We start from the raw sequence: 24,801 nt of genomic DNA, 5'->3' as shown, positions 1-24,801 counted from the left end.
GCATTTCCGTCATCGCACTGAATTAGGCCTAAATATTCCGGACCAGGGCCGATACCTGCATAGACCGGCAGCTGCGGCGTGTGCGAACCGCGCACGTTCACCCCACCGCAGCGCCATTCCCCGCGTCAGCGTATCGCCTCGAGGCATCCATGAGCACCCCATCGTCCGATTTTCCTGCGCCGCTGACGCTTGCCCTGGAGGGCGAGATGACCATTCGGCGCGCCGCCGAACTCAAGCCGCTGCTGCAGCCGGCGTTGGCGCATCCGGGCGGTCTGCATCTGGACCTGGGCGCGGTCAGCGAGATCGACACCACCGGTCTGCAATTGCTGCTGGCCACCAAGCAGGCCATCCAGGCCGACGGACGGCCGTTTTCACTGACCGACTCCAGCCGCGCGGTGGTCGATGTGATCGAACTGCTGGGCCTGCTCGAAGCCTTGTATCCGCACGCGGTCGCAAGCCTCGACGCACGCATTCACTAACGGACCGGTGACGCGCGCATGGACATGAATCAGCTGATGCAGACCTTCCTGGCCGAGAGCCGGGATCTGCTCGAGGACATGGAACGCCATCTGCTCGAAGCCGAGCGTGGCGAATCCTCGCCGGATGCGGTCAACGCAATCTTCCGCGCCGCGCATACCATCAAGGGCTCGGGCGGTCTGTTCGATCTGCCGCAGTTGGTGGGCTTTACCCACGTGGTGGAGAGCGTGCTGGACCTGGTGCGCGATGAAGCGCTGACGCTGAGTTCGGAACTGATCGCGCTGCTGCTGGTGTGCTGCGACCATATCCACGCCCTGGTGGAAACTGCGGCCGACCCCGGCCATGCCGATGCGGCGGCATTGGCCGCCGAAGCCGAGCCGCTGCTGGCGCAGTTGCAGACCTACCTGCAAGGCAGCGGCTGTGGCGTCACCGCGGCCGTCGCGCAGCACAGCACCCCGGAAAAACAGAGCGGTTACTGGCGCATCGACCTGAAACTGTTCGCCGATGCGCTGCGCTTCGGCAATTCCCCGCTCAAGCTGATCCGCAACCTGCGCAGCCTGGGCTCGGTCGAGTCGATCGACACCGACGACAGCCAGTTGCCCGCCTTCGAGGATCTCGACCCGGAGGCCAACTACCTGGGCTTCCGGATCCTGCTGCGCAGCGACGCCGACCGTGCTGCCATCGACGACGTATTCGAATTCGTGCGCGACGATTGCGACCTGCAGATCGCCGCCGTTCCGGCACCGGCCGACGCCGCCGCACTGCTGGCCAGCGCACCGGTGACGGTTGCGACGCTGGCCAACGTGCCCGCGGCCGCACCGGCAGCGCCGCGTCCAGCGCCGGAGTCCGGTGCGCGCGGCGGTGCCGACGCGCGCTCGATCCGGGTGGATGCGGACAAGCTCGATCGCATGATCGATCTGGTGGGCGAACTCATCATCGCCGTGGCCAGCACCAACGCCAACGCGCAGCGCAGCGGCGACGCGCAGCTGCTGGAATCGGCCTCGATCCTGGCCGGGCTGGTGGAAGAGGTGCGCGAAAGCGCGCTGCAGCTGCGCATGGTCAAGATCGGCGGCACCTTCAGCCGCTTCCAGCGCGTGGTGCACGATGTGGCCCGCGAGCTGGGCAAGGACATCGCGCTGGTGGTGGCCGGCGAAGACACCGAACTGGACAAGTCGGTGGTGGAAAAGATCGGCGACCCGCTCACCCACCTGGTGCGCAATGCGATGGATCACGGCATCGAACCGGCCGAGGTGCGCGTGGCGCGCGGCAAGCCCGCGCGCGGCACCGTGGGCCTCAACGCCTACCATGACTCCGGCAGCATCGTCATCGAGATCACCGACGATGGTGGCGGGCTCAATCGCGACAAGATCCTGGCCAAGGCGCTGGAACGCGGCCTGGTCGAACCCGGCCGCCAGCTCAGCGACCGCGAGGTCTTCGCCATGATCTTCGAGCCGGGGTTCTCCACCGCAGAAAAGGTCACCAACCTGTCCGGCCGCGGCGTCGGCATGGACGTGGTCAAGCGCAACATCACCGCGCTGCGTGGCACCGTGGAGATCGACAGCGCCGCCGGGCTGGGCACCACCATTTCGGTCCGCCTGCCGTTGACCCTGGCCATCATCAACGGGTTCCAGGTGGGCGTGGGCAAGTCGGTGTTCGTGGTGCCGCTGGACGTGGTGGAGGAATGCGTGGAGTTCGCACCCGACTACGCCAGCGACTACATCGACCTGCGCGGCAGCGTGCTGCCCTATGTGCGTCTGCGCGAGCTGTTCGCACTTGGCGGCAAGACGCCGGCCCGCGAGAGCATCGTGGTGATCCGCCAGGGCGCGCAGCGCTTCGGCCTGGTGGTGGACACCCTGCTGGGCGAATGGCAGACGGTGATCAAGCCGCTGTCGAAGGTGTTCGCGCAGGTCAAGGGCATCAGCGGCTCGAGCATTCTGGGCAGCGGCGATGTCGCGCTGATCCTGGATGTGCCCAGCCTGATCCAGCAGTTGCACCCGCAGCAGGACGCGCTGGCCGCCTGAGTGCCTGCACCACCGCTGTTGATATCCGGCGTCATCGCTGGCCAACAAACCGTTCGTCACGTTGTTCCCTGACCCCAGGAAGCTACCGCCATGTCACACCGTCTTCCGATCGCCACGCAGTTGTGGTTCACCGCCGCACTGGCCGTTGCCCTGCCCGTTCTCGTGATCGTCGCCGGCTTCGCGCTGACGCTCTCGCATGCCGCCCTGCTGGCCGCCAGCGTGGTCGCCGCGCTGGTCAGCGGCGTACTGCTGGCATGGGCCATTCGCCTGGTCAACGGTTCGCTGGACCTGGCCACCACGACGCTGGATGCCTTCTCGCGCGGCAATTTCGATGTCGCCCTGCCGCAGGATCGCGACGAGCAGGCCGGCGACGTGTTGCGCGGGCTGCGCAAGGTGCAAAGCGGCATCCGCCACGTCAACGAGGAGATCATTCGCGTCTCGCGCGAACACGATGCCGGCGAGATCGATGCGCGCATCGACGTGGCGCGCTTCGAAGGCGATTTCCGCGCCATGGGCGACGGCATCAACCGCATGGTGGCCAGCCATATCGCAGTCAAGAAGCAGGCGATGGCCTGTGTGGCCGAGTTCGGCCGCGGCAACTTCTCGGCGGAACTGGAACGGTTGCCGGGCAAGAAAGCCTTCATCAACGAGATCGTCGACCAGATCCGCGGCAACCTCACCGGCCTGGTCGCCGAGGTCAACCGCATGTCGGCCGAGCACGATGCCGGCGATATCGACGTGGTCATCGACACCCAGCGTTTCACCGGCGATTTCCGCCGCATGGCCGAAGGCATCAACGCGATGGTGGCCGGCCATATCGCGGTCAAGAAGCAGGCCATCGCCTGCGTGGGCGAGTTCGGTCGCGGCAACTTCACCGCGCAGCTGCCGCTGCTGCCGGGCAAGAAGCGCTTCATCAACGAAATCATCGAGCAGGTGCGCGGCAATCTCACCGGACTGATCGGCCAGATCAACCATATGTCTGCCGAACACGAGGCCGGCGACATCGACGTGGTGATCGACATCAGCCGCTTCGATGGCGATTTCCGCAGCATGGCGCTGGGCATCAACCAGATGGTCGGCGCGCATATCGCGGTGAAGAAACTGGCGATGGGCGTGATGGCCGAATTCGGCCGCGGCAACTTCGATGCGCCGCTGGCGCAGTTGCCGGGCAAGAAGGCCTTCATCAACGAGACCGTGGAGCGCGCGCGCGGCAACCTGCGCAGCATCTCGGAGGTGATCCAGGTGATGGGCGCCATGGCCGAGGGCGATCTCACCCATACCGTGGAAGGCCGCTACGAAGGCGCATTCGCCGACATGCAGCGCTACGTCAACACCACCATGAGCCGCCTCACCGAGATCGTCGACGAGGTCAACCGCAACGCCGAGAACCTGGCCAGCGCCTCCGAAGAGGTCAGTGCCACCGCACAGGCGCTGGCCCAGGCCGCCAGCGAACAGGCCGCCGGCGTGGAAGAGACCAGCGCCTCGCTGGAGCAGATGACCGCCTCCATCGCGCAGAACACCGAAAACGCGCGGGTCACCGACAGCATGGCCGCCAAGGCCGCCAGCGAAGCGGCCGACGGCGGCGACACCGTGCGCGCCACCGTGGTGGCGATGAAGGACATCGCCAAGAAGATCGGCATCATCGACGACATCGCCTACCAGACCAACCTGCTGGCGCTCAACGCCGCCATCGAGGCCGCGCGTGCCGGCGAGCATGGCAAGGGCTTTGCGGTGGTCGCCGCGGAAGTGCGCAAGCTGGCCGAACGCAGCCAGATCGCCGCGCAGGAAATCGGCGAGGTGGCCGGCTCCAGCGTGGAACTGGCCGAAAGCGCCGGCCGCGTACTGGGCGAGATGGTGCCCTCGATCCGCCGCACCTCCGATCTGGTGCAGGAGATCGCCGCCGCTTCGGAAGAACAGACTGCCGGGGTCAGCCAGATCAATACCGCCGTGGGGCAATTGAACCAGACCACGCAGTCGGCCGCGGCCAACGCCGAGGAACTGGCCGCCACCTCGGAGGAGATGAGCGCGCAGGCCGAACAGCTGCAGCAGCTGATGGGCTTCTTCCGGCTGGGCAATGGCGGACGCCCGGCCGGCCGGTCGGGGCCGCGTCGGACGACGCAGGCCAGCCAGCCGGTGGCCGCCCATGCACCGGCACGGCGTACCAATGTGCGCCAGATCGGCGTGGTGGCCGCCACTGCCGATGCCATCGACGAATCGCAGTTCGCCAGTTTCTGAAGGAGCCGACGATGCAACCGCACAGCAGCGCGTCCGCCGATGCGCCTTCGCCCACGGCGCCGCAGCAATACCTGACGTTTTCGTTGGGCAAGGAGATGTTCGGCCTGGGCATTCTCGGCATCAAGGAAATCATCGAGTACCGCGTACCGACCGATGTGCCGATGATGCCGTCCGCCCTGCGTGGGGTGATCAACCTGCGCGGGACGGTGGTGCCGGTGGTGGATCTGCAGCAGCGCGTCGGCCGTAGCGCCAGCGCGATCACCAAGCGCAGTTGCATCGTGATCGTGGAGATCGCCCATGGCGACGGGCACCAGGTGCTCGGCCTGTTGGTCGATGCGGTCAGCGAAGTGCTGGAGATCGCAGCCGAAGACATCGTCCAGGCGCCCAGCTTCGGTACCGGGGTTGCGCGCGATTTCATCCATGCCATGGGCAAGATCGGCGAGCGCTTCGTGATCCTGCTCGATGCCGATGCCGTACTGGGCCAGGATGCACTGGCCCAGCTCCCCGCCGCCGCACTGGCGGCCTGACTCTCGGATGCTCGCCAGGATTCCCATGCGCCCTGTTCTTCTCTCCTGCAACTGTACGCTGGCCGGCCCGGTGCTGGTCGTCGACGACAGCGTGGTCCAGCGCGAACACGCCATGGCGCTGTGCCGCCAGCTTGGCGCCAACGTGGTCGAGGGCGCCGCTGATGGTCATGCCGCATTGGACTGGTTGAGCCGCGCCAACGCACCTTCGCTGCTGCTGGTCGATCTGGAAATGCCCGGCATGGACGGCGTGCAGTTGCTCGACGCCTTGGCACGCGGCCAGTACACCGTGCCGGTGGTGGTGGTGTCGCAACGCGGCGGCGCGCTGATCGACGCGGTGATGCAGCTCAGCCGCAGCGCCGGGGTGCGCGTGCTGGGCGGCATCGAAAAGCCGATGAACCTGCAGGACCTGGCCGCCGTGCTGGAATGCGAACCTGCCTCCGCCGGTGCGACGCCGGCAGCGCGGTCGGCGGCGATCTCGCCACTGATGTCCAGCGGGGGCGCAGCCGCCTCGCGGCTGGACCGTGCCATGCGCCGCGGCGAGATCCGCGTGGCGTACCAGCCCAAGCTCGACCTGAAGGACGGCCGGCTGCGTGGCGTGGAAGCCTTGGCGCGCTGGCGCCGCCCGCAGGGCGACATGATCGGGCCGGACCGTTTCATTCCGCTGGCCGAACGTGAGGGACTGATCCACGCGCTGACCCAGCAGGTGATCGACAAGGCCATTGCGCAGATGGTGGACTGGCGCGAGGAAGGCTTTCAGCTGAGCCTGGCGTTGAACCTGTCGCCGAACCTGCTGAGCGAGCAGGATTTCCTCGAACAGCTGTGCGCCAAGCTGGCCGACAACGGCCTGAGCCCGGCTGACCTGGTGCTGGAATTGACCGAGAGCGCCATCGTGGAGCCGGCCAACGCACTGAGCATGCTGGCGCGCCTGCGCCTGCACGGCTTCGGGCTGTCCATCGACGATTACGGCACCGGCTTTTCGTCGCTGCAGCGCCTGGCCAGCATTCCGTTCACCGAACTCAAGCTGGACCGCAGCTTCGTGCAGGCCGCCCATCGCAGCCGCAGCCAGCGCACCGTGCTCGAATCCACGCTGGAACTGGCGCACCGGCTGGAGCTGACTGCAGTGGCCGAAGGGGTGGAAACGCCCGACGACTGGCGCCTGCTGCGCGAGCTGGGCTGCGATCTGGCGCAAGGCTACCTGATGGGCTCGCCGATGCCGGGGCCGATGCTGTCGGACTGGTGGCGCGAGCACGCCGTGCGCATCGCGCGCCTGAGCGATGGTTCCTTCTCCGCCGATGCGGATGTGGCCTGAGCCATGAGTACCGCCACTGCCATCACCGAGCAGGAGTTCGGCCGCTTCCAGCGCTTCATCTTCGAGGCGGCCGGCATCAGCATTTCCTCCGGCAAGAAAGCCATGCTGTGCGGCCGCTTGGGCAAGCGCCTGCGCGAACATCAGTTCAACAGCTACACGCAGTATCTGCAGCTGCTGGAAAGCCGCCAGGACCGCGCCGAGATCCAGACCGCGATCGATCTGCTGACCACCAACGAAACCTATTTCTTCCGCGAGCCCAAGCATTTCGACCTGCTGCGCAAGCTGGCAGGCGAGCACCGCGGCGGGTTGCCGTTGCGGTGCTGGAGCGCGGCCAGCTCCAGCGGCGAAGAGGCCTACAGCATGGCGATGGTGCTGGACGACACCTTGCAGGGGCGCCCGTTCGACGTGGTGGGTACCGACATCAGCACCCGCGTGCTGGCCAAGGCGCGTACCGGGCACTACGCGCTGCAGCGCATCGACGGCATTCCGCAGCCCTATCTCAAGCGCTACTGCCTGCGTGGCCAGGGCGAGTACGCCGGCACCTTGCTGGTGGAGCGGCGCCTGCGCGAGCGCGTGCAGTTCGTGCATGCCAATCTCAATGCCGCGCTGCCCGCACTGGGCAGCTTCGATGCGATCTTCCTGCGCAATGTCATGATCTATTTCAACGGCCAGACCAAGCGCGAAGTGATCCTGCGTGTACTCGCCAACCTGAAGTCGGGCGGCTACTTCTGTATCGGCCATTCGGAAAGCCTGAGCGAACTCGACATCGATCTGGTCCAGGTGGCACCCTCGATCTTCCGTAAGGCATGACCCGAGGATCCGCCGTGCCGACAGCCTTCAACCGCCCCGCCTCCGCCCCTGCCCCGCACACCATCAAGGCGATGGTGGTGGACGACTCGGCGGTCGTCCGCCAGGTCCTGGTGGGCGTGCTCAACGACGCGCAGGGCATCGAGGTGATCGCCACCGCCGCCGATCCGTTGCTGGCGATCGAGAGGATGCGCCAGCAATGGCCGGACGTGATCGTGCTGGACGTGGAGATGCCGCGCATGGACGGCATCACCTTCCTGCGCAAGATCATGAGCGAGCGTCCCACCCCGGTGGTGATCTGCTCCACGCTCACCGAGAAGGGTGCGCGCGTGACCATGGATGCGCTGGCGGCCGGTGCCGTCGCGGTGGTGACCAAGCCGCGCCTGGGGCTCAAGCAATTCCTCACCGATTCGGCCGATGAACTGGTGGCCACGGTGCGCAGCGCCGCGCGCGCCAACGTCAAGCGGCTGGCCGCACGCGTCAGCGCCGCGCCGCTGGAGGCCGAGGTCAAGCACACCGCCGATGTGATCCTGCCGGCGCAAAGCGGCCGCGCCCTGGCGCAGACCACCGAGCGCATCGTGGCCATCGGCACCTCCACCGGCGGCACCCAGGCGCTGGAAGAAGTGCTCACCGCTCTGCCGCGCGTGTGCCCGGGCATCGTCATCGTGCAGCACATGCCGGAAAAGTTCACCGCCGCCTTCGCCGCACGCCTCGACGGCCTGTGCCAGATCGCAGTGAAGGAGGCCGCCAACAACGACCGCGTCATGCCGGGCCGTGCGCTGATCGCACCGGGAGGCAAGCACCTGCTGTTGCGCCGTAGCGGGGCGCAATACTTCGTCGAAGTGATGGAAGGCCCGCCGGTCAACCGGCACCGCCCGTCGGTGGATGTGCTGTTCCGCTCGGCCGCGCGGGCGGCCGGCAGCAACGCGCTGGGCATCATCATGACCGGCATGGGCGACGACGGTGCCGCCGGCCTGCTGGAAATGCGTCAGGCCGGCGCACGCACGGTGGCGCAGGACGAGCACACCAGCATCGTGTTCGGCATGCCCAAGGAAGCGATCAAGCGCGGCGGTGCCGACCGCATCCTGCCGCTGGGCGCGATGGCGCGCGAGATCGTCACGCAGTTGCAGTAGCTGCCACGCGCTCGTGGTCGTGGCTCTACCGGCATGCATGCCCCCGGGCGACTGGAACCCTTGGTCGCCAGCCCCTAAAGATCCACCACCGCTGCCGCTATCGTTCTTGAAGACCCAGCATTGCGCGGGTCACCCGATGCGGCGACGCCCGCCGTCACGGGACAGGAGGTGCAGCATGGCCACACGCGATCTCACCGACAGCCTGTTCATCGATCCGGTCAGCGTCGACTCGGTATTCGTCGACCCCGTCATCGACGCAGGTGCCCACATCCACTGCACTGCCGCCACTGCCCCGCCGGTCCCTACCACCGAGGACGAGCGCTTGCGGCCGCAGCGACTGCAGCAGGCGCTCACCGTGCAGTGCCCGCAGCCGCAGCCGGTTCTTCGCCCCGAGTGGGTGCAGGCACGGGCCGCCTTGCTCGCGATGGGCGATGCGCAAGGCGATCGGGCTGCGCCGGAACCGTTCGACCGCTCGCCGCACGGCTGCCGCCTGCACTGACACGGGTGTGCGCTGCCGACGCACGCCGCTCGCGTGCGCCGGCGGATCTCGGCGCTGCGCATCCGGCGGTAGCCATCCAGATGCCGTGGCCGCACTACGGCGCCGCAGGCCGACCGCGCTCGCCCGAGGCGAGCGCGGTCGTTCGAGATGCCGCGGTTACCAGATCGCGACGCGGTCCTTGTCGCCGCGCACCATCGCATCGCCCGGCTTGCACTGGAATGCCTGCGCGAACGCCGGCATGTTCGAAGGCGCCCCGTTGGCGCGGAAATTCGCCGGCGCATGCGGGTCGGTGTTCAGGCGCACGCGCAATTCGCCAGCGGTGAAGTTGCGGCGCCATACCGTGGCCCAGTTCATGAAGAAGCGCTGGTCCTGCGAATAGCCGTCGATCGGCTTGTTCGCATCCGGCCGCTCCTTCAACGCCATCTGCAGGGCATCGTAGGCCACGGTCAGGCCCCCCAGGTCACCGATGTTTTCGCCCAGGGTCAGCTTGCCCTTGACGTGCACGCCGGGAATCGCCTCGTAGCCGTCGAACTGCGCCACCAGTTGATCGGTGCGTTGGGTGAACAGCTTGCGGTCGGCATCGGTCCACCAGGTCGCGAAATTGCCCTTGGCATCGAACTGGCTGCCGGAATCGTCGTAGCCGTGCATCATCTCGTGCCCGATCACCGCGCCGATGCCGCCGTAGTTCAAGGCCGGATCGGCCTTGGGATCGAAGAACGGCGGTTGCAGGATCGCCGCCGGGAACACGATCTCGTTGCGGGTGGCGTTGTAGTACGCGTTCACCGTCTGCGGCGTCATATGCCACTCGCGCTTGTCCACCGGCTTGCCGATCTTGTCCAGCATGTAGCGGTAGTTGAACGCCTGGGCGGCCTGCATGTTGGCCAGGAATCCGTCGCCACGCGTCTGCAGGCCCGACCAGTCGCGCCATTGGTCCGGGTAGCCGATCTTGGGCGTGAAGCTGGCCCACTTTTCCAGCGCGCGCTGCTTGGTTTCCGCGCTCATCCAGTCGAGCTTTTCCAGCCGCGCCTTGAGCGCCGCCGACAGGTTCTGCACCAGTTGCTGCATCTGCTCCTTGGATTCGGCGGGGAAGGCGGACTGCACGTAGAGCTGGCCCAGCGCCTCGCCCATCGCCTCGTTGACCGCGTTCAAGGTGCGCTTCCAGCGCGGCAGCATGTCCTGCTGACCGCGCAGCGTCTTGGCATAGAAATCGAAGTTGGCCTGCTCGAATGGCTTGGCCAGATACGGCGCGGCCTCGTCGATGCTGTGGAAGCGCAGGTAGGCCTTCCAGGTCTCCACCGGGGTGTCGGTGAGCATTGCATCGAGTTCGGCGAAATAGCCGGGCTGGCTCAGCGAGAAGGTGCCTGCCGGTACCTTGAGCGCGCTGAAGAAGGCCTGCCAGTCGAAGTGCGGCGTCACCGCGTTGGCGCCGGCCACATCGACCGGGTTGTAGCGCTTGGCCGGGTCGCGCAGTTCGATCCGCGACAGCGAGGCCTTGGCCAGCCGCGTTTCGAATGCCATCACCGCCTCGGCCTGCGTTGCCGCCTGCGCCGCCGGGATGCCGGACAGTTCCAGCACGCGTGCGATGTAGGCCACGTACTGCTCGCGGATCCTGGCCTGCGCCGGATCGGTGTAATAGCCCTTCTCGGGCAGGCCCAGACCGCCCTGCCCCGCATAGGCGATCATCTGTTCGGAATTCCTGTAGTCGGCATTGGCACCGAACGAGAACACCAAGCCCTGGCCCTTGGCATAGCTGTCGCGTAGCCACGCCGCGATGGCCGGCGCATCGCGCAGCGCATCGATCGCCTGCAACTGCGGCTGCAACGGCGCGATGCCGGCGGCGTCGATGGCCGCTTCGTCCGAGCCGGTGCGCCATAGATCGGCGATCTTGGCGTCGACCGAGCCGGCCGATAGATTGCCGCGCGCCAGCTGTTCCACCAACGCATGCTGGATGGTCAACGAGCGCTCGGCCAGTACTTCGAAACTGCCCCAGCTGCTGCGGTCGGACGGCACCGGGTTGGCCTTGAGCCACCTGGCGTTGACGAAGCCATTGAAGTCCTGGCATGCCTTGATGGACGGATCCAGGTCGCCACTGCCGAACGCCACGATCGGCGCATCCAGCGTGGACACGTCCACTCTGGCCGGTGCAGCCTGCGGCGCGGCGGGCGCGGCCTTGGGGGCCTGGTCCGAGGCACCACAGGCCGACAACGCGGCCGTCATGGCCAACGCAAGCGACAACGGCGAGAAACTGCTCAACTTCATTGCATTCTCCAAGGCACGACCGCGCATGCGCGGCCGAAGAAAGGTCGGCAGCCGGTCGAGCGCGCTGGCGACGAGCAGCGCATCGAGCAGCGCCCGCTCCTTCGTCAGCCACGCAACAACCGGCCATCCCAGATCACTGCAGCGGCACCGCAAGGCACTGAGGTCCGCTGCCGCGCGTTATCGAACGTCATTGCAACCCCTGGCCGCTGGCGCTCCTATCACTGACGCCGCGACCGACGTTTGTCACCCAACACCCGCATCCCGGCGCAGCACGCGCCATCGCATGCCCTCAACGACGCACGTAGAACGGCGCCATCACCAGGTACAGCGGATACGCCAACACCATCAGCACCAGGGCGACCTCATGCCCGGATGCCGCATCGGCCCATGCTTCCATCTGTCGCACCGGTCCGACGACGCCAAACCCCATCAGCAGCGCGCCCATCGCGCTGATCAACAACGCCAGCACCAGCCCAGCGCCGGAGATGTCGCGAGCGGCAAGGGCGACAAAGCCAGCGCCGCCTGCCACCAGCATGCCCAGCGTCACCAGATATGCGCGGCAGTAGACGGCATTCATCTGCCGGGTCTTCCGTTTGCCGGACATCATGTCCGGCCCGCACACGCGTGCGGGGCGCGCATCACGCCCATGCACCACCTCCATGCAACGCAGCACGCAGCGCTTTGCAGCCGTGTGCCACACAAGAACAGGCGCTGCGCGCGACGCACGCAACGCTGCAACCGCCAGCGGCGCTTACTTCGCCTTGCCCTGATTGGCGACTGCCTCGGCCGCCCGCTTGGCCGCTTCCGGGTCGCCCAGATAGCGGTAGCTGCGCACCTGCAGGCTGTCGTCCAGTTCGAACAGCAGCGGGATGCCGGTGGGGATGTTGAGCTCCAGGATCTGCTCGTTGGAAATGTCGTTGAGATACTTGTACAGCGCGCGCAGGGAATTGCCGTGCGCGGTCACCAGCACGGTCTGGCCAGCCTTCAACTGCGGTGCGATTGCATCGTGCCAGTAAGGCAGCACGCGCACCAGCGTGGTCGCCAGCGACTCGGTGCCCGGCAACGCATTGCGATCCAGCGTGGCATAGCGGCGATCGTGGCAAGGATGGCCGGGGTCGTCGACATCCATCGTCGGCGGCGGGATGTCGTAGGAACGCCGCCAGATCTTGACCTGCTCTTCGCCATGCTTGGCCGCGGTCTCCGCCTTGTCCAGGCCCTGCAACCCACCGTAATGGCGCTCGTTGAGGCGCCAGCTCTTGTGCACCGGCAGCCAGTCCTGGTCGAGCTCCTTCAATGCGCCCTGCAGCGTATGGATGGCGCGCTTGAGCACCGAGGTGTACGCCACGTCGAACTGCAGCCCTTCGTCCTTCATCAGCTTGCCGGCGGCAGCGGCCTCCTGACGGCCCTGCTCGGTGAGGTCCACATCCACCCAGCCGGTGAAGCGGTTGTCCAGATTCCATTGGCTCTGGCCATGGCGCAGCAGTACGAGTTTGCGGGTCACTACGGTTCTCCGATTGGGGCCGATCAGCCTGCGATTGTAGCGGCAGCCAGCGCATCGCTGGCGTGCACGATGCCGCCACGCACTGCACGCGATGCTGCGGCCATGTCCACCATCGCTCCCGTCTTCGCCGGTTGGGACGGCAGTGTCGTCCAGGCCCGACAGTTGCAGCAGCAACTGGCGCAGCAGGTCGTGCTGCAGGATACGCTCGCCGCAGCGCCGCAGCTGCTGGCCGGCTTCGACGTCGGTTTCGAAGACGAAGGCCGGACCACGCGCGCGGCGGCCGTGCTGCTGGACGCGCAGAGCTTGCTGCCGCTGGAGATGCAGGTGGCACGCGTACCGACCTCGATGCCCTACGTGCCCGGCCTGCTCAGCTTTCGCGAACTGCCGGCCCTGCTGCAGGCGCTGACGCTGTTATCGCGGCCGCCGGATCTGGTGTTCGTCGACGGCCAGGGCATCGCCCATCCGCGCCGGCTCGGCATCGCCGCGCACTTCGGCGTGGTGACCGGGCTACCCAGCATCGGCGTGGCCAAGCAGCGTCTTGCCGGCCAGTTCGCCGACCCCGGCCCGGAACGCGGCGACCACAGTCAGATCCTGCTGGGCGGCGCGCAGATCGGCTGGGCGCTGCGCAGCAAGCCACGCTGCAAGCCGTTGATCGTCTCGCCCGGCCATCGCGTGTCACTGCAAGGCGCACTCGACTGGACCCTGTGCACCCTGCGCGCCTATCGCCTGCCGGAACCCACGCGCCTTGCAGACCGCCTGGCCTCACGCCGCGGCGAGATCGTGCTGCCCGCGCAAGCAAGCCTGCTCTGATACAGCACGAGCGCGGGCCCCATGCATGGCCGGCGCGTGGACCACAGCCGTGCGCGATCGGGGCAGGCAGAACATTCCATCTTGGGCGCCGCCGCACGCAGGACGCGATGCGCATGCGAAGCTTCGGCCTCCGCTTCGTCACGAGCCAGCGCCATGACCACCCTGATCGCCCCGCGTGTGCACGACATCGGCGGGCTGCAAGTGCGCCGCGCCGTGCCCACCCTGCAGGCGCGCAGCGTGGGTCCGTTCGTGTTCGTCGACCACATGGGGCCTGCGGTGCTGGAGCCGGAGCATGGGATCGACGTGCGCCCGCATCCGCATATCGGCCTGGCCACGGTGACCTTCCTGTGGGCCGGCGAGATCGGCCATCGCGATACGCTGGGCTCGGATCAGATCATCCGTCCTGGCGACGTCAACTGGATGACCGCCGGGCGCGGCATCGCCCATTCCGAACGCACGCCCGGCCCCGAGCGCGTGCGCGAACACGCGTTGCACGGCATGCAGACCTGGATCGCGCTGCCGCGCTCGGCCGAGGAAACCGCGCCGGCGTTCCATCACTTCGCCGCCGCCAGCCTGCCGCAGCAACGCCGCGACGGGGTATGGCTGCGCGTGATCGCCGGCCGCGCCTATGGCGAGGAATCGCCGGTGCAGGTGTTCAGCGGCACCCTCAACGTGGCGCTGGATCTGGCACCGGAGGCGGAGATCGACCTGGATGCCGGCCATGCCGAGCGTGCCCTGTACATCCTCGACGGCCAGGCGCAACTGGACGGCGCCGATGTGCCGGCGCGCCACCTGATCGTCCCCGCGCCGGGCGCTCGTGGGCGCCTGCGCGCCAAAACCCCGCTGAAGGCACTACTGCTCGGCGGCGAGCCACTCGATGGCCCGCGTCATCTGTGGTGGAACTTCGTGTCCAGCTCCAAGGAGCGCATCGAACAGGCCAAGGACGATTGGCAGGCCGGCCGTTTCGGCACCATTCCCGGCGACGATCAGGAGTTCATCCCCCTGCCGCAGACTCCGGCACCGAAGCCGGTTGATTACCCTTGAAACCGTGCGCGAAACCAGCATCGGTACCCGATCGGTCGCCATGTCCCGTTTTGCGAGTGCCGCACCGCACAAGCGGTGCCGTGGGCGATTGCGACAGGGCTTGAGCTTGCTCCCGAAGATGTGGTAGTGATGGTGGCGTGAGCGGAGCGCGTCATGTGCACGGCAGACTCGAAGCGGGGAGCTAGAGGCGCTGCACGGCACGAAGGTCGACGTCGCCCCCGCATCGTCATCCAACGCCGGGGAACCCTTGAATGAAGCCTGCATCCTGCCTTGTCGGCCTGAGTCTGCTGCTAGCCGCAGCCACGGCCAACGCCCAGACCTCGCCAGTCTGCCCACCGCTGCCGCCAGCCTCAGGCCTGCAGTGGAACGAGCTGGCCGGTGCCGACTATCTGGTCTGCAAGGCGGTCAATGCCGAAGGCCGCCAGCTGGTGGGCATCATGCTGACCACGCGGGACCCGGCCATGGCGCTGGCCCGCGACCGGCGCGCCGAAAAGGGCCAGATCCAGCAGGAAGACTTCTACTGGTACAAGCTCGACCTGGGCGGCCGCGAGGTACCGGGCATGGAGTCGCGCCGCGTCACCGTGGTGGAGCTGGGCAAGAGGCGCTATGCGCAGCTCTGGATCGACGGGGCCAACAACGACGAACTGGCCTCGATGCAATCGCTGGTCCAGGCCATGGATCTGCAACCGGCCAGCCTCGCCCTGCAGCGCTGACCCGCGTGCGATGAGGCGCCATCCCGTGCCGGAGCGCGCCTCATCGGATCCCCCTCGCCTTCCGGACGTCCGCACGGCGAGCGCCGGTCGTTGATGGGCGCCAGGGCAGCGCACATCGAACCCCGCATGCGCCATGTGTCACGTGAATGCACCACGCATGCCCTGCATCCAATCGCACCTGAGCTCGCGGGCCGGCAGCCACACATCCTGGCTGTCGGCCCGCGAGGTATCGCTGCCGATCTCCCCAGGCAGGCACGATGCCGAGGCGGTGCGTGCCCGATAGGTCTGGCCTCAGGAACGCGCGCGCGGCAGCGTTATCGCGCGGGGGCGCAACAACCCGTGTGACCGTCGCCCTACCGCACGCTTGCGCGTTCGGGATCAGAACCGTCCTTCCTGAAAGTCGACGAACGCCTGCATCAATTCCTGCCTGGTGTTCATCACGAACGGGCCATGCCGCATCACCGGCTCGTTGAGCGGGCGCCCGGCCACCAGGATCAGGCGCGCGCCCTGATCGCCCGCACGCAGCGCCAGACGCTGGCCGCCGCCCAGCACCGCCAGTTCCTGCGCCGGCAGGTTGCGTGCGGCCTCGCCCTCGCCCACCGCCACCGCGCCCTCGAAGGCATACGCAAAGGCACTATGCCCCTCGGGCAGCAGATAGTCCCACGCCGCGTTCGCGTCCAGGGCGATATCCAGGTACACCGGGCTGGTCGCCGGCTGCACGATCGGGCCGGTCACCTCGCCCACTGCGCCGGCGATCACCTTGACCGTCACGCCTGCCGCAGGCTGCGCCACCGGAATGCGGTCCGGCGCGTACTCCTGGTACCGGGGGTCGGTCATCTTGTCGCGTGCCGGCAGGTTCACCCAGAGCTGGAACCCACGCATCCGCCCGGATTCCTGTTCGGGCATTTCCGAATGGATCACGCCGCGGCCGGCAGTCATCCACTGCACGCTGCCGGGCGTCAGCAGACCTTCGTTGCCGTGGTTGTCCTTGTGCCGCATGCGCCCGTCCAGCATGTAGGTCACCGTCTCGAAGCCGCGGTGGGGATGGCTGGGAAACCCGCCGATATAGTCTTCGGGCTTTTCGGTACCGAACTCGTCCAGCATCAGGAACGGGTCCAGTTCGGGAAGCTGCTGGGTGCCGATGACGCGCGTCAGGCTGACGCCGGCGCCGTCGGAGGTGGGCAGGCCGCGGATGGTGCGCAGCACATGCGCCGGTGTGGTCGGAGTGGTCATTGCCTGATCCCTGTGCAGTGTCTAGGTACAGCCATCATGGGTGCGGGTAGCGCCGCTCCCAATCACGACCGCTGCAACCGATCGTTCCAAACGCCGGCGTGCGCCCTGCCGCTAGCGCATCCTGCGCCCAAGCACTCTACGACCAAAGTTCTACCCTGCTGCGGAGCGCCGGCATTGACCGCAGGCGGGCACGGGTGGACCCTTGGGCGAATCGTTTCTGAGGGGCATGCATGAAAGGGTTCTCGAAGCTGGCCTGGGGCGCGCTGGCGCTGCTGGCTGCATTCTGTCTGGGTACCGTGGCGCTGCGGCGCGGCGAGCACATCAATGCGTTGTGGATCGTGGTGGCGGCGGTGTCGATCTATCTGATCGCCTACCGGTTCTACAGCCTGTTCATCGCCAACAAGGTGATGCAGCTGGATCCCACACGCGCCACCCCGGCCATCGCCAACAACGACGGCCTGGACTATGTGCCCACCAACAAGCACGTGCTGTTCGGCCACCACTTCGCCGCCATCGCCGGCGCCGGCCCGCTGGTCGGCCCGGTGCTGGCCGCGCAGATGGGCTACCTGCCCGGCCTGTTGTGGCTGGTGGTGGGCGTGGTGTTCGCCGGTGCGGTGCAGGACTTCATGGTGCTGTTCCTGTCCAGCCGCCGCAACGGCCGCTCGCTGGGCGACCTGGTCCGCGAAGAGATGGGCCAGGTACCGGGCACCATCGCCCTGTTCGGTGCGTTCCTGATCATGATCATCATCCTGGCGGTACTGGCGATGGTGGTGGTCAAGGCGCTGGCCGAAAGCCCGTGGGGCATGTTCACGGTGATCGCCACGATGCCGATCGCGATCATGATGGGGGTGTACATGCGCTACATCCGCGTCGGCAAGATCGGCGAGATTTCGGTGGTGGGGTTGATTCTGCTGCTGGCTGCGATCTGGCTGGGCGGCAAGGTCGCCGCCGACCCTACCTGGGGCCCGGCCTTCACCTTCACCGCCAAGCAGATCACCTGGATGCTGATCGGCTACGGTTTCGTGGCCTCGGTACTGCCGGTGTGGCTGCTGCTGGCGCCGCGCGACTACCTGTCCACCTTCCTCAAGATCGGCACGATTCTGGCGCTGGCGATCGGCATCCTGGTGGTGATGCCCGACCTGAAGATGCCGGCACTGACCCAGTTCGCCTCCAGTGGCGATGGCCCGGTATGGAAGGGCGGCATCTTCCCGTTCCTGTTCATCACCATCGCCTGTGGCGCGGTTTCCGGTTTCCATGCGCTGATCTCTTCCGGCACCACGCCCAAGCTGCTCGCCAATGAAGGCCACATGCGCTACATCGGGTACGGCGGCATGCTGATGGAATCGTTCGTGGCGATCATGGCGCTGGTGGCAGCGTCGATCATCGAGCCGGGCGTCTATTTCGCCATGAACAGCCCCGCTTCGCTGGTCGGCACCGATGCGGTCGCCGTCGCGGCCAAGGTGTCCGAATGGGGCTTTGCGATCACCCCTGAAGTGCTGGAAGCCACTGCCAAGGACATCGGCGAACACAGCATCCTGGCCCGGGCCGGCGGCGCGCCCACGCTGGCGGTGGGTATCGCGCAGATCCTGCACCAGCTGTTGCCGGGCGAGGACACCATGGCGTTCTGGTACCACTTCGCCATCCTGTTCGAAGCCTTGTTCATCCTCACTGCGGTCGATGCCGGCACGCGTGCGGGCCGCTTCATGCTGCAGGACCTGCTGGGCAACTTCATCCCGGCGCTGAAGAAGACCGAATCGTGGGCCGCCAACATCATCGGCACCGCCGGCTGCGTGGCGCTGTGGGGCTATCTGCTGTACACCGGCGTGGTCGATCCATTTGGCGGCATCCAGACGCTATGGCCGTTGTTCGGCATCTCCAACCAGATGCTGGCCGGGATCGCGTTGATGCTGGGCACGGTAGTGCTGTTCAAGATGAAGCGCGACCGCTACGCCTGGGTCACCATCATGCCGGCGCTGTGGCTGTTGCTGTGCACGACCTACGCCGGGCTGATCAAGATCTTCGACAGCAACCCGGCGCAAGGCTTCCTGGCACAGGCGCACAAGTTCCAGGCCGCCATTGCCAGCAACACCATCACCGCACCGGCCAAGACGGTGCCGCAGATGCAGCAGATCGTCACCAATGCCTACGTCAACACAGGGCTGACGGTGCTGTTCCTGTTCGTGGTGGGCGCGATCCTGATCTACTCGGTCAAGACGATCGTGATCGCGCGACGCACTCCGCAGCGCAGTGACCGCGAAACCCCCTACGTGGCCCTGCAGCCACACCAGATGGCGGACCTGTAATGGGCACCCAACTCGTCCTGGCCAGCCAGTATCAGGCGCACCGCCGCATCTGGCGGCGCCTGATCCAGACCGCGCGGCTGTGCTGCGGCATTCCCGACTACGACAACTACGTGCGGCATATGCTGGAAACGCATCCCGACAAGCCGGTGATGGATTACCCCGCCTTCTTCCGCGAGCGCCAGGACGCGCGCTACGGCGGCAAGAGTGGATTTCGCTGCTGTTGATCGGCTGAGTGGCTGAGTGGCTGATCAGCGAGTGACTGATCATCTGGTGGAACCGCAACAGGGCGCGATGCGAATCGCGCCCTATTGCGTTGCTGGCGTGAGTTAGCCGCAGGGTGCTTGCCTGCCACCGTCGCGGGACGCGCCGCAAAGTAGAGCGGCTGATCTGCGGCTTGGCTGCAAGGCCCTTGCCCGCTCACCATCGCGGGACACGCTGCAAGCTAGAGCGGCTGATCTGAGGCTTGGTTGCAAGGCCCTTGCCCGCCCACCATCGCGGGACACGCTGCAAGTACGTCCTTGTAAGATCTTACGCGGCATCCATGCCGCGTAAGGTCCCGCGACGGTGAGCGGGCAAGGACCAGTCAGGATGGTCGGTATGCAAGATGCAGGAGGCAATACATGAGGTGCTTCCAATTCGCTAATTCTCATGTCGTTGCGGCCCGCAGCGGCAAGCCAATGCAACTAGCAAGCTGGCCCGGTTTCACCTAGCGACCGACCAACTCTGGTGCGATGTCCTCACCGATTGCGGGACCGTTTGGCGCATGGATGCCGCCACCGAGCCCCCAGGGACGGGTTTACGGCGTGTCCCGCAAGCGGTGAGGGCATCGAACGCTCGACCAACTAGGCTTTTGATCTACGAGCGGCCAACAAAACGTGGCGAGCGGTCGTCAGGTGGGTGTGGACGGCGCGGAGGAGCCGGAGTGTACGGGTGGTTCGTGCCGATTCCGAGCAGCGGTGGCGCCCGCCTGGCGGCTGCACAGCCGCTTTATCAGTTGCTCTGAGCATTCGACTGCAGCCGAACGATGCGACGACGCGACATCCTCAACCAGCGCGCTTTTGCGCGAGCCGCTCGAACAATGCAGGCAAATCGCGCATATCGTCGAACACCTCCAGCACGCCGATCCGACGCAAGGTCTCGCTGTGCCCCTGTGGAATATGCCTGGCACCGGTAAACCCCAACACCTGCATGCCTGCCGCCAGCGCGGCGGTGGCACCGGTCGGGCTGTCTTCGATCACCAGGCAACGCTCCGGGGCGACACCGGCGGTGCGCGCGGCCAGCAGGTACACATCCGGTGCCGGCTTGGGCCGCTCCACCATATCGGCACTGAAAATCCGCCCTGCCGCACGCGCCGTGAGCCCGGCCCGCTCCACCGATGCAATCACGTTGTGACGCCGGCTGTTGGAGGCCACCGCCAGCGGCAACGGAATCTGCTCCAGCGCCTCGCGCACGCCCGGGATGGGCTGTACTTCGGCGGCGATCAGGGACTCGCTGCGTGCCTGGATCTGCGCCAGCAAGGTGTCCGGCAACGGCAAGACAAAATGCTCTTCCACACGCCGCAACACCTCGCGCGTGGTCTGCCCGAACGTGGTTTCCAGCAGCTGTTCCAGCGGCTCGCTCGGCACAAAAGACGCGAGCGCCTCACGCATCACCCGATCGGCCAATATCTCGCTGTCGACAAGAACACCATCGCAGTCACTGATCAGTAGCTCGTAGCCCATTGCACCCATCTGCTTGCAAAGCGCCATTATGCCGGCCGCCTTGTGACCATTGGCCGTGCCGCGGCGCCTGCGTGACGCTGACCGCATCGGACGACCCCGGGGCTGCACAGCCGCGCAAGCAGGCCGGGCCGTACGCCGACGCTGCTGCAGACGCAGGTTACGAAATCTTACCGCACCCGTTTTTTGCAGCTGGTAGGATCTGCCCCGCTGCGGCGGGACCTGCCGTAGCGTCTTCAGGAATGCGATCAGGAGAAGGAGATTTCGATGCAGACGCGATTCCCGACCCTGCTCGTTCTTGCGACCTCGTTTTTCGCGGTCTCATGCACCGCTTCCGCTGGTGCCAAGGAGCAAACCAACATGTCAGCTACGCTGCAGGACCACACCGTCGCCTTTCGCGACCCACGCTTGACTGACATCGCCGGCGCCATCGCGCAAGGCGACGTCGCCCGGCTCAAGGCCCTCGCCCCCACCGTCGATCTCGCCGCGCACGGCGATCAGCACGTGACCTTGCTGGAGTGGGCGATCTGGAACGAACAACCGCGCGCGCTGGATGCCCTGCTCGCTGCAGGCGCAGACCCTGCGCTGCCGGGTATGGACCAGGAAACCGTGGTGCACATGGCCGCGATGGCGCAGGATCCGGAGTATCTGAAGATCCTGCTGCAGCACAAGGCGCCGATCGACGTGGTCAGTGCGCGTGCCGGCTGGACGCCGTTGTTCCGCGCCGTGCAGAGCAAGCGCGATGCGCAGATCGACCTGCTGCTCGATGCCGGCGCCGACGTCAGGCGCGTCGATCACACCGGCAATAGCCTGCTGCATGTGGCCGCCCAGAGCGGTGCCGCCAATCCGGCAGTGTTGCGGTTACTCGAGGCCGGCGTGGATCCTGCGCTGCGCAACGCACAACAGAAGACCTTCCAGGCGTATTTCTTCATCACACCGGACCGGCTGCTCAATGCCGGCGGCCAGCAGGTCAGATCGGATGTGCGCGCATGGTTGAACGCCCACGACATTCCCGTTGAAAGCAGCCGCTAAGCGCGCTTTCCGCACGATCAACGCAAGGAGCCGCGCATGAGCCCGCAAGATTCCACTTCTTCCACCGCCGCATTTGCAGAAGCGATGCGCGGACAACAGCCGCAGCCGCAGGACCGGCAGTTTCCGGCGCTGCTGCAAGACCTCTACGCAACTGCGAACCAGCGCCGCGAGGGCGTCCCGGAGACGTTTGCGCCGCTCGCCAATGGCTGGTCGCGGATGGACGATAACGCATTGCGGCAGGCCGGCATCGACCCTGCCCTGCTGCACGATGGCAAGAGCGGCTTCGATGCCGCGTTCTATCGCAACGACCAGGGCCAGGTGGTGCTCGGTTTCTGCGGCACCGACGAAGGCAAGGACTGGAAGCACAATATCGGCCAGGGCCTGGGGTTCGACGATGCGCAGTACGCATCGGCCATCCAGCTCGGTGGCCAGGCCAGGCAGGCATTCGGCGACCAGGTCGTGATTTCCGGCCATTCCCTGGGCGGCGGCCTGGCGGCCGCATCGGCCATGGTCAACGACATCCCCGCTGTGACCTACAATGCGGCCGGCGTCAACGACCGCACGCTGGAGCGCCAGGGTCTGGATGCAGCGGCAGCCAAGGAGTACGCCAGCAGCGAGTTGATCCGCGGTTATCACGTCAAGAACGAACTGCTGACCCACTTGCAGGAAGACAGCATTCCGCTCAAGTGGGCGATGCCCGATGCGGCCGGCCACCAGATCGAATTGCCTGACCCGGATCCACTGTCGTTCGGGCAGCGCCTGGTGCCCGGCATGATGCTCAAGCATCGTCTGGACCTGCACGGCATGGATGCGGTGATCAAGGCGCAGGACATGCAATCACCGGAGCCCAACCGTGTCGCCGCGTTGCAGCCCGGCAGCCAGCTGTTCAACGATGCGGTGGTGCGGCTGGACGGCCAGCGCGAACGCCTGGGATTGCGCGACGACGACGCCTTCCTCAACACCGCCGCCAGCGTCGCTGCACGTGCCGGCAACGACGGCCTGCAGCGGATCGATCACTTGGTCCCCAACCGGCATGGCGACAGCCTGATTGCGGTGCAGGGCCGGATGGACGACCCGGCCCATCTGCGCAGCCACGTACAGACTGCCTCGGCGGCCAACGAACCTGTGCAAGGCAACGTGAGTCAGTTGCAGCAGCATAACCAGCAACCGGCGCATCAGCCTGCCCAACAGGAAGAGCAGCGGCGCGTCGTCCAGCACTGACGCGCGCCTGGCGACGCGAGAACCACTGGCGCCAGCGCAGGCTTGAGATCCAAAGGCATTGCAGCGTCGCCGCACGAGTGGCGGCGGCGCTGCGCTCCCTGTCGCAGCCGCCCGACGTGCAGCCGCTGTCAGGCGCAAGGGGCGCGGCCGAACGCCGGCGGGGTTGCGGCAGGCAGGCAGCCTGTCATCCGGCCCCAGCCATCGCGCGCAGCGTGATGCCAACGACATAGGCCAGGTAGGTACCGGTGGCATAGCCCAGCGTGCCGAGCAGCACTCCGACCGGTGCCAGCGCCGGGTGGAATGCGGCGGCGACCACAGGCGCCGAGGCCGGGCCGCCGACATTGGATTGCGAGCCGATCGCGAAGTAGAAGAACGGCACCTGCAGCCAACGGCCCAGTGCCCATAGCAGGACGATATGCACCGCAATCCAGATCAGGCCGAGCAGGAACAACCAGGGCCGGTCCAGCAGCGCCAGCAGATCCATCTGCATGCCGATGCAGGCGATCAGGAAATACAGCAGCAGCGAACCGATCCTGGAGGCGCCGGCGCCTTCCAGATTGCGTGCGCGGGTGAAGCTGAGCAGCAGCCCCAGGCTGGTCGCCAGCACCACCACCCAGACGAACGGCGCATCCAGACTGAATCGGCTGGCCCAGCTCAGATGCGCCTTGCACCAGGCGGCCAGCGGATTGGCGAGCGTATGCGCCAGGCCGACACCACCGAAGCCCACCGCCACGATCACCATCAGATCGCTCAGGCTGGGAATGCGCGCATGCTCGGCCTGGAAGCGCGCCATGCGCTCCTGCAGCGCGTCCAGCGCGCGCGTATCGGCGCCGCTGCGCGCATCGATCGCGCGGGAGCGCCCGGCCATGAAGATCAGGACCGCCATCCACACATAGCCGACGCCGACATCGACCACCGCAAACTGGCCGAAGGTCGTGGCATCCACATTGAACACCTCGCGCATCGCCAGCATGTTGGCGCCGCCACCGATCCAGCTACCGGCCAACGCCGCCATGCCGGCCCAGGTATCGCCCGCCACGGTGGCAGGATGCAGCCAGCCCATCACCTGGAACGCCACCACGGCACCCAGCATGATGCTCAGCGACGCCCCCAGGTACATGACCACCAGCTTGGGCCCCAGCCCCAGGATGGCGCGCAGGTCGATGCTCAGGGTGAGCAGGATCAGCGCCGCAGGCAACAACACATCGCGGGCGATCGGGCTATACAACCGCGTGTTGCCGCCGTCGATCAAGCCGATGGTGTTGTAGATTCCCGGCAGCAGATAGCACAGCAGCAATGCCGGCACCACCGCGTAGACCCGCCGCCACAGCCCCTGCTCGCGCGAAGAGGTCCAGAACACCGCGCCCAGGGTGGCGGCGATCAGACCGAAGACGACGATATCGTTCTGGATCAGGGCAGGAGCGGACGCAGTCACTGCAAGGCGGGTTCCGGACAGAGGGCCGCCGATGCGGATCGGTCCGACAGCGGCCGATGCGTTGAATCTAGCCGACCCGGTCGCCCGCGCAAAGCCCTGCAGGCTTGCAGCATGCCCGCACTCCAGCCGTATGGGTCAGCCGGCAACGGCGCAGCGCACGACCGTACACCGGCCAGCCGACCGGCAAGCGGACCAAGGGTGATGTTCGTGCCGGGATTGCCCTCGTGCGGACAGCCGGCACCAACGCCTCACATCGGATCAGCCGTAACGCCGCACCACGCGATCGCCCTCGGCGGTGTTCAGCACCACCCCACTGGGTTGACCGGTGAGCATGCAATGCAGCTTGGCCATGAGCTCGGCATTTTCCAGCGCGCCCTGCTCGCGCAGGTAACGCAGCGGCGACCATTGCGGGCGGGTGACCCACCAGCCACCTTGTTCGGGATGAATGCGTATGACGTATCGGGACTCGTCCATCAGGCCTCCGGCCAGTAGGTACAGCGCTCTAAACGAGGAGTGCCCTGCCG

General features: G+C 66.7%; 22 protein-coding genes and 1 other RNA gene. 15 read left to right on the top strand and 8 right to left on the bottom strand.

Going from position 1 to position 24,801, the window contains the following annotated elements:
• Positions 1-149 precede the first annotated feature (149 nt).
• The 8 genes from LL964_RS05690 to LL964_RS05655 all read left to right on the top strand — a co-directional run bounded on the left by LL964_RS05690 (position 150) and on the right by LL964_RS05655 (position 9,008).
• Complete coding sequence (locus LL964_RS05690; protein ID WP_104587327.1) at positions 150-479, top strand: STAS domain-containing protein; 330 nt, start codon at positions 150-152, stop codon at positions 477-479.
• An 18-nt stretch (positions 480-497) separates the two neighbouring features.
• Positions 498-2,498 carry a chemotaxis protein CheA gene (locus LL964_RS05685; RefSeq protein WP_104587326.1) on the top strand — a complete coding sequence of 667 codons (2,001 nt, stop codon included), beginning with the start codon at positions 498-500 and terminating at the stop codon, positions 2,496-2,498.
• Positions 2,499-2,588: 90 nt separating this feature from the next.
• On the top strand, positions 2,589-4,733 hold the full coding sequence (locus tag LL964_RS05680; protein ID WP_146092364.1) for a methyl-accepting chemotaxis protein: 2,145 nt from the start codon (positions 2,589-2,591) through the stop codon (positions 4,731-4,733).
• Positions 4,734-4,744: 11 nt separating this feature from the next.
• The gene (locus LL964_RS05675; protein WP_104587325.1) at positions 4,745-5,260 is read left to right on the top strand and encodes a chemotaxis protein CheW; all 516 of its coding nucleotides are present in this window, start codon (positions 4,745-4,747) and stop codon (positions 5,258-5,260) included.
• A 25-nt stretch (positions 5,261-5,285) separates the two neighbouring features.
• A complete protein-coding gene (locus LL964_RS05670; protein ID WP_104587324.1) occupies positions 5,286-6,569 on the top strand; it encodes an EAL domain-containing response regulator in 1,284 nt (427 codons plus the stop codon).
• 3 nt (positions 6,570-6,572) lie between these two features.
• Complete coding sequence (locus tag LL964_RS05665) at positions 6,573-7,379, top strand: CheR family methyltransferase (protein ID WP_104587323.1); 807 nt, start codon at positions 6,573-6,575, stop codon at positions 7,377-7,379.
• Entirely contained in the window at positions 7,376-8,509 is a 1,134-nt protein-coding gene (locus LL964_RS05660) for a protein-glutamate methylesterase/protein-glutamine glutaminase (protein WP_167395319.1), read from the top strand. Before LL964_RS05665 ends, LL964_RS05660 begins: the two co-directional genes overlap by 4 nt.
• A 175-nt stretch (positions 8,510-8,684) precedes the next feature.
• The gene (locus LL964_RS05655; protein ID WP_104587321.1) at positions 8,685-9,008 is read left to right on the top strand and encodes a hypothetical protein; all 324 of its coding nucleotides are present in this window, start codon (positions 8,685-8,687) and stop codon (positions 9,006-9,008) included.
• Between the two features lie 156 nt (positions 9,009-9,164).
• On the opposite strand, the gene LL964_RS05650 is transcribed toward LL964_RS05655, so the two are convergent.
• The 3 genes from LL964_RS05650 to gpmA all read right to left on the bottom strand — a co-directional run bounded on the left by LL964_RS05650 (position 9,165) and on the right by gpmA (position 12,768).
• Positions 9,165-11,267 carry a M13 family metallopeptidase gene (locus tag LL964_RS05650; protein WP_104587431.1) on the bottom strand — a complete coding sequence of 701 codons (2,103 nt, stop codon included), beginning with the start codon at positions 11,265-11,267 and terminating at the stop codon, positions 9,165-9,167.
• Positions 11,268-11,556: 289 nt separating this feature from the next.
• Positions 11,557-11,871, bottom strand: coding sequence for a hypothetical protein (locus tag LL964_RS05645; RefSeq protein ID WP_104587430.1), 315 nt, complete (start codon positions 11,869-11,871; stop codon positions 11,557-11,559).
• A 147-nt stretch (positions 11,872-12,018) separates the two neighbouring features.
• Positions 12,019-12,768 (bottom strand): 2,3-diphosphoglycerate-dependent phosphoglycerate mutase, encoded by a 750-nt coding sequence (gpmA, locus tag LL964_RS05640; RefSeq protein ID WP_104587320.1) that lies wholly within the window; start codon positions 12,766-12,768, stop codon positions 12,019-12,021.
• Between gpmA and nfi the strand changes: the two genes are divergently transcribed.
• The 3 genes from nfi (at position 12,739) to LL964_RS05625 (ending at position 15,335) form a co-directional block, all read left to right on the top strand.
• Complete coding sequence (nfi, locus tag LL964_RS05635) at positions 12,739-13,578, top strand: deoxyribonuclease V (RefSeq protein ID WP_146092363.1); 840 nt, start codon at positions 12,739-12,741, stop codon at positions 13,576-13,578. The genes gpmA and nfi overlap by 30 nt on opposite strands.
• Positions 13,579-13,731: 153 nt before the next feature.
• The gene (locus tag LL964_RS05630; protein ID WP_104587319.1) at positions 13,732-14,622 is read left to right on the top strand and encodes a pirin family protein; all 891 of its coding nucleotides are present in this window, start codon (positions 13,732-13,734) and stop codon (positions 14,620-14,622) included.
• A 251-nt stretch (positions 14,623-14,873) separates the two neighbouring features.
• A complete protein-coding gene (locus LL964_RS05625; protein ID WP_104587318.1) occupies positions 14,874-15,335 on the top strand; it encodes a hypothetical protein in 462 nt (153 codons plus the stop codon).
• Between the two features lie 378 nt (positions 15,336-15,713).
• Here the strand turns inward: LL964_RS05625 and LL964_RS05620 are convergent, their stop codons facing one another.
• Positions 15,714-16,568 (bottom strand): pirin family protein, encoded by an 855-nt coding sequence (locus LL964_RS05620; protein ID WP_104587317.1) that lies wholly within the window; start codon positions 16,566-16,568, stop codon positions 15,714-15,716.
• A gap of 230 nt (positions 16,569-16,798) precedes the next feature.
• Here LL964_RS05620 and LL964_RS05615 point away from each other — a divergent pair, with 230 nt between their 5' ends.
• On the top strand, positions 16,799-18,871 hold the full coding sequence (locus tag LL964_RS05615) for a carbon starvation CstA family protein (RefSeq protein ID WP_104587316.1): 2,073 nt from the start codon (positions 16,799-16,801) through the stop codon (positions 18,869-18,871).
• Positions 18,871-19,095, top strand: a complete 225-nt coding sequence (locus LL964_RS05610; protein WP_104587315.1) for a YbdD/YjiX family protein — start codon at positions 18,871-18,873, stop codon at positions 19,093-19,095. Before LL964_RS05615 ends, LL964_RS05610 begins: the two co-directional genes overlap by 1 nt.
• A 639-nt stretch (positions 19,096-19,734) precedes the next feature.
• Here the strand turns inward: LL964_RS05610 and LL964_RS05605 are convergent.
• A non-coding RNA gene (locus LL964_RS05605) (sX9 sRNA) lies at positions 19,735-19,810 on the bottom strand.
• Between the two features lie 104 nt (positions 19,811-19,914).
• Positions 19,915-20,619: an HAD family hydrolase gene (locus LL964_RS05600; protein ID WP_167395318.1), complete on the bottom strand. Its 705-nt coding sequence runs from the start codon at positions 20,617-20,619 to the stop codon at positions 19,915-19,917.
• A gap of 237 nt (positions 20,620-20,856) precedes the next feature.
• On the opposite strand from LL964_RS05600, the gene LL964_RS05595 reads away from it, so the two are divergent.
• A complete protein-coding gene (locus LL964_RS05595) occupies positions 20,857-21,621 on the top strand; it encodes an ankyrin repeat domain-containing protein (RefSeq protein ID WP_167395317.1) in 765 nt (254 codons plus the stop codon).
• Positions 21,622-21,657: 36 nt separating this feature from the next.
• On the top strand, positions 21,658-22,842 hold the full coding sequence (locus tag LL964_RS05590) for a Tle-like phospholipase domain-containing protein (protein WP_104587312.1): 1,185 nt from the start codon (positions 21,658-21,660) through the stop codon (positions 22,840-22,842).
• A gap of 184 nt (positions 22,843-23,026) precedes the next feature.
• Here LL964_RS05590 and LL964_RS05585 read toward each other — a convergent pair whose 3' ends face one another.
• Both LL964_RS05585 and LL964_RS05580 read right to left on the bottom strand, forming a co-directional pair.
• The gene (locus LL964_RS05585; protein WP_104587311.1) at positions 23,027-24,277 is read right to left on the bottom strand and encodes a DUF819 family protein; all 1,251 of its coding nucleotides are present in this window, start codon (positions 24,275-24,277) and stop codon (positions 23,027-23,029) included.
• Between the two features lie 258 nt (positions 24,278-24,535).
• The gene (locus tag LL964_RS05580; protein ID WP_104587310.1) at positions 24,536-24,751 is read right to left on the bottom strand and encodes a hypothetical protein; all 216 of its coding nucleotides are present in this window, start codon (positions 24,749-24,751) and stop codon (positions 24,536-24,538) included.
• Positions 24,752-24,801 lie beyond the last annotated feature (50 nt).

Origin of the sequence: Xanthomonas melonis (assembly GCF_020783655.1) — a bacterium.
GTDB lineage: Bacteria > Pseudomonadota > Gammaproteobacteria > Xanthomonadales > Xanthomonadaceae > Xanthomonas > Xanthomonas melonis.
Note: the sequence above shows the minus strand (reverse complement) of the source record. Positions and strands in the feature narration are given on the sequence as shown.

Bases quoted from the DNA above. Each gene is read 5' to 3' on its own strand.
- LL964_RS05690 (WP_104587327.1), top strand. From the start codon at position 150: ATGAGCACCCCATCGTCCGATTTTCCTGCGCCGCTGACGCTTGCCCTG.
- LL964_RS05685 (WP_104587326.1), top strand. From the start codon at position 498: ATGGACATGAATCAGCTGATGCAGACCTTCCTGGCCGAGAGCCGGGAT.
- LL964_RS05680 (WP_146092364.1), top strand. From the start codon at position 2,589: ATGTCACACCGTCTTCCGATCGCCACGCAGTTGTGGTTCACCGCCGCA.
- LL964_RS05675 (WP_104587325.1), top strand. From the start codon at position 4,745: ATGCAACCGCACAGCAGCGCGTCCGCCGATGCGCCTTCGCCCACGGCG.
- LL964_RS05670 (WP_104587324.1), top strand. From the start codon at position 5,286: ATGCGCCCTGTTCTTCTCTCCTGCAACTGTACGCTGGCCGGCCCGGTG.
- LL964_RS05665 (WP_104587323.1), top strand. From the start codon at position 6,573: ATGAGTACCGCCACTGCCATCACCGAGCAGGAGTTCGGCCGCTTCCAG.
- LL964_RS05660 (WP_167395319.1), top strand. From the start codon at position 7,376: ATGACCCGAGGATCCGCCGTGCCGACAGCCTTCAACCGCCCCGCCTCC.
- LL964_RS05655 (WP_104587321.1), top strand. From the start codon at position 8,685: ATGGCCACACGCGATCTCACCGACAGCCTGTTCATCGATCCGGTCAGC.
- LL964_RS05650 (WP_104587431.1), bottom strand. From the start codon at position 11,267: ATGAAGTTGAGCAGTTTCTCGCCGTTGTCGCTTGCGTTGGCCATGACG.
- LL964_RS05645 (WP_104587430.1), bottom strand. From the start codon at position 11,871: ATGTCCGGCAAACGGAAGACCCGGCAGATGAATGCCGTCTACTGCCGC.
- nfi (WP_146092363.1), top strand. From the start codon at position 12,739: ATGGCGCAGCAGTACGAGTTTGCGGGTCACTACGGTTCTCCGATTGGG.
- LL964_RS05630 (WP_104587319.1), top strand. From the start codon at position 13,732: ATGACCACCCTGATCGCCCCGCGTGTGCACGACATCGGCGGGCTGCAA.
- LL964_RS05625 (WP_104587318.1), top strand. From the start codon at position 14,874: ATGAAGCCTGCATCCTGCCTTGTCGGCCTGAGTCTGCTGCTAGCCGCA.
- LL964_RS05620 (WP_104587317.1), bottom strand. From the start codon at position 16,568: ATGACCACTCCGACCACACCGGCGCATGTGCTGCGCACCATCCGCGGC.
- LL964_RS05615 (WP_104587316.1), top strand. From the start codon at position 16,799: ATGAAAGGGTTCTCGAAGCTGGCCTGGGGCGCGCTGGCGCTGCTGGCT.
- LL964_RS05610 (WP_104587315.1), top strand. From the start codon at position 18,871: ATGGGCACCCAACTCGTCCTGGCCAGCCAGTATCAGGCGCACCGCCGC.
- LL964_RS05600 (WP_167395318.1), bottom strand. From the start codon at position 20,619: ATGGCGCTTTGCAAGCAGATGGGTGCAATGGGCTACGAGCTACTGATC.
- LL964_RS05595 (WP_167395317.1), top strand. From the start codon at position 20,857: ATGCAGACGCGATTCCCGACCCTGCTCGTTCTTGCGACCTCGTTTTTC.
- LL964_RS05590 (WP_104587312.1), top strand. From the start codon at position 21,658: ATGAGCCCGCAAGATTCCACTTCTTCCACCGCCGCATTTGCAGAAGCG.
- LL964_RS05580 (WP_104587310.1), bottom strand. From the start codon at position 24,751: ATGGACGAGTCCCGATACGTCATACGCATTCATCCCGAACAAGGTGGC.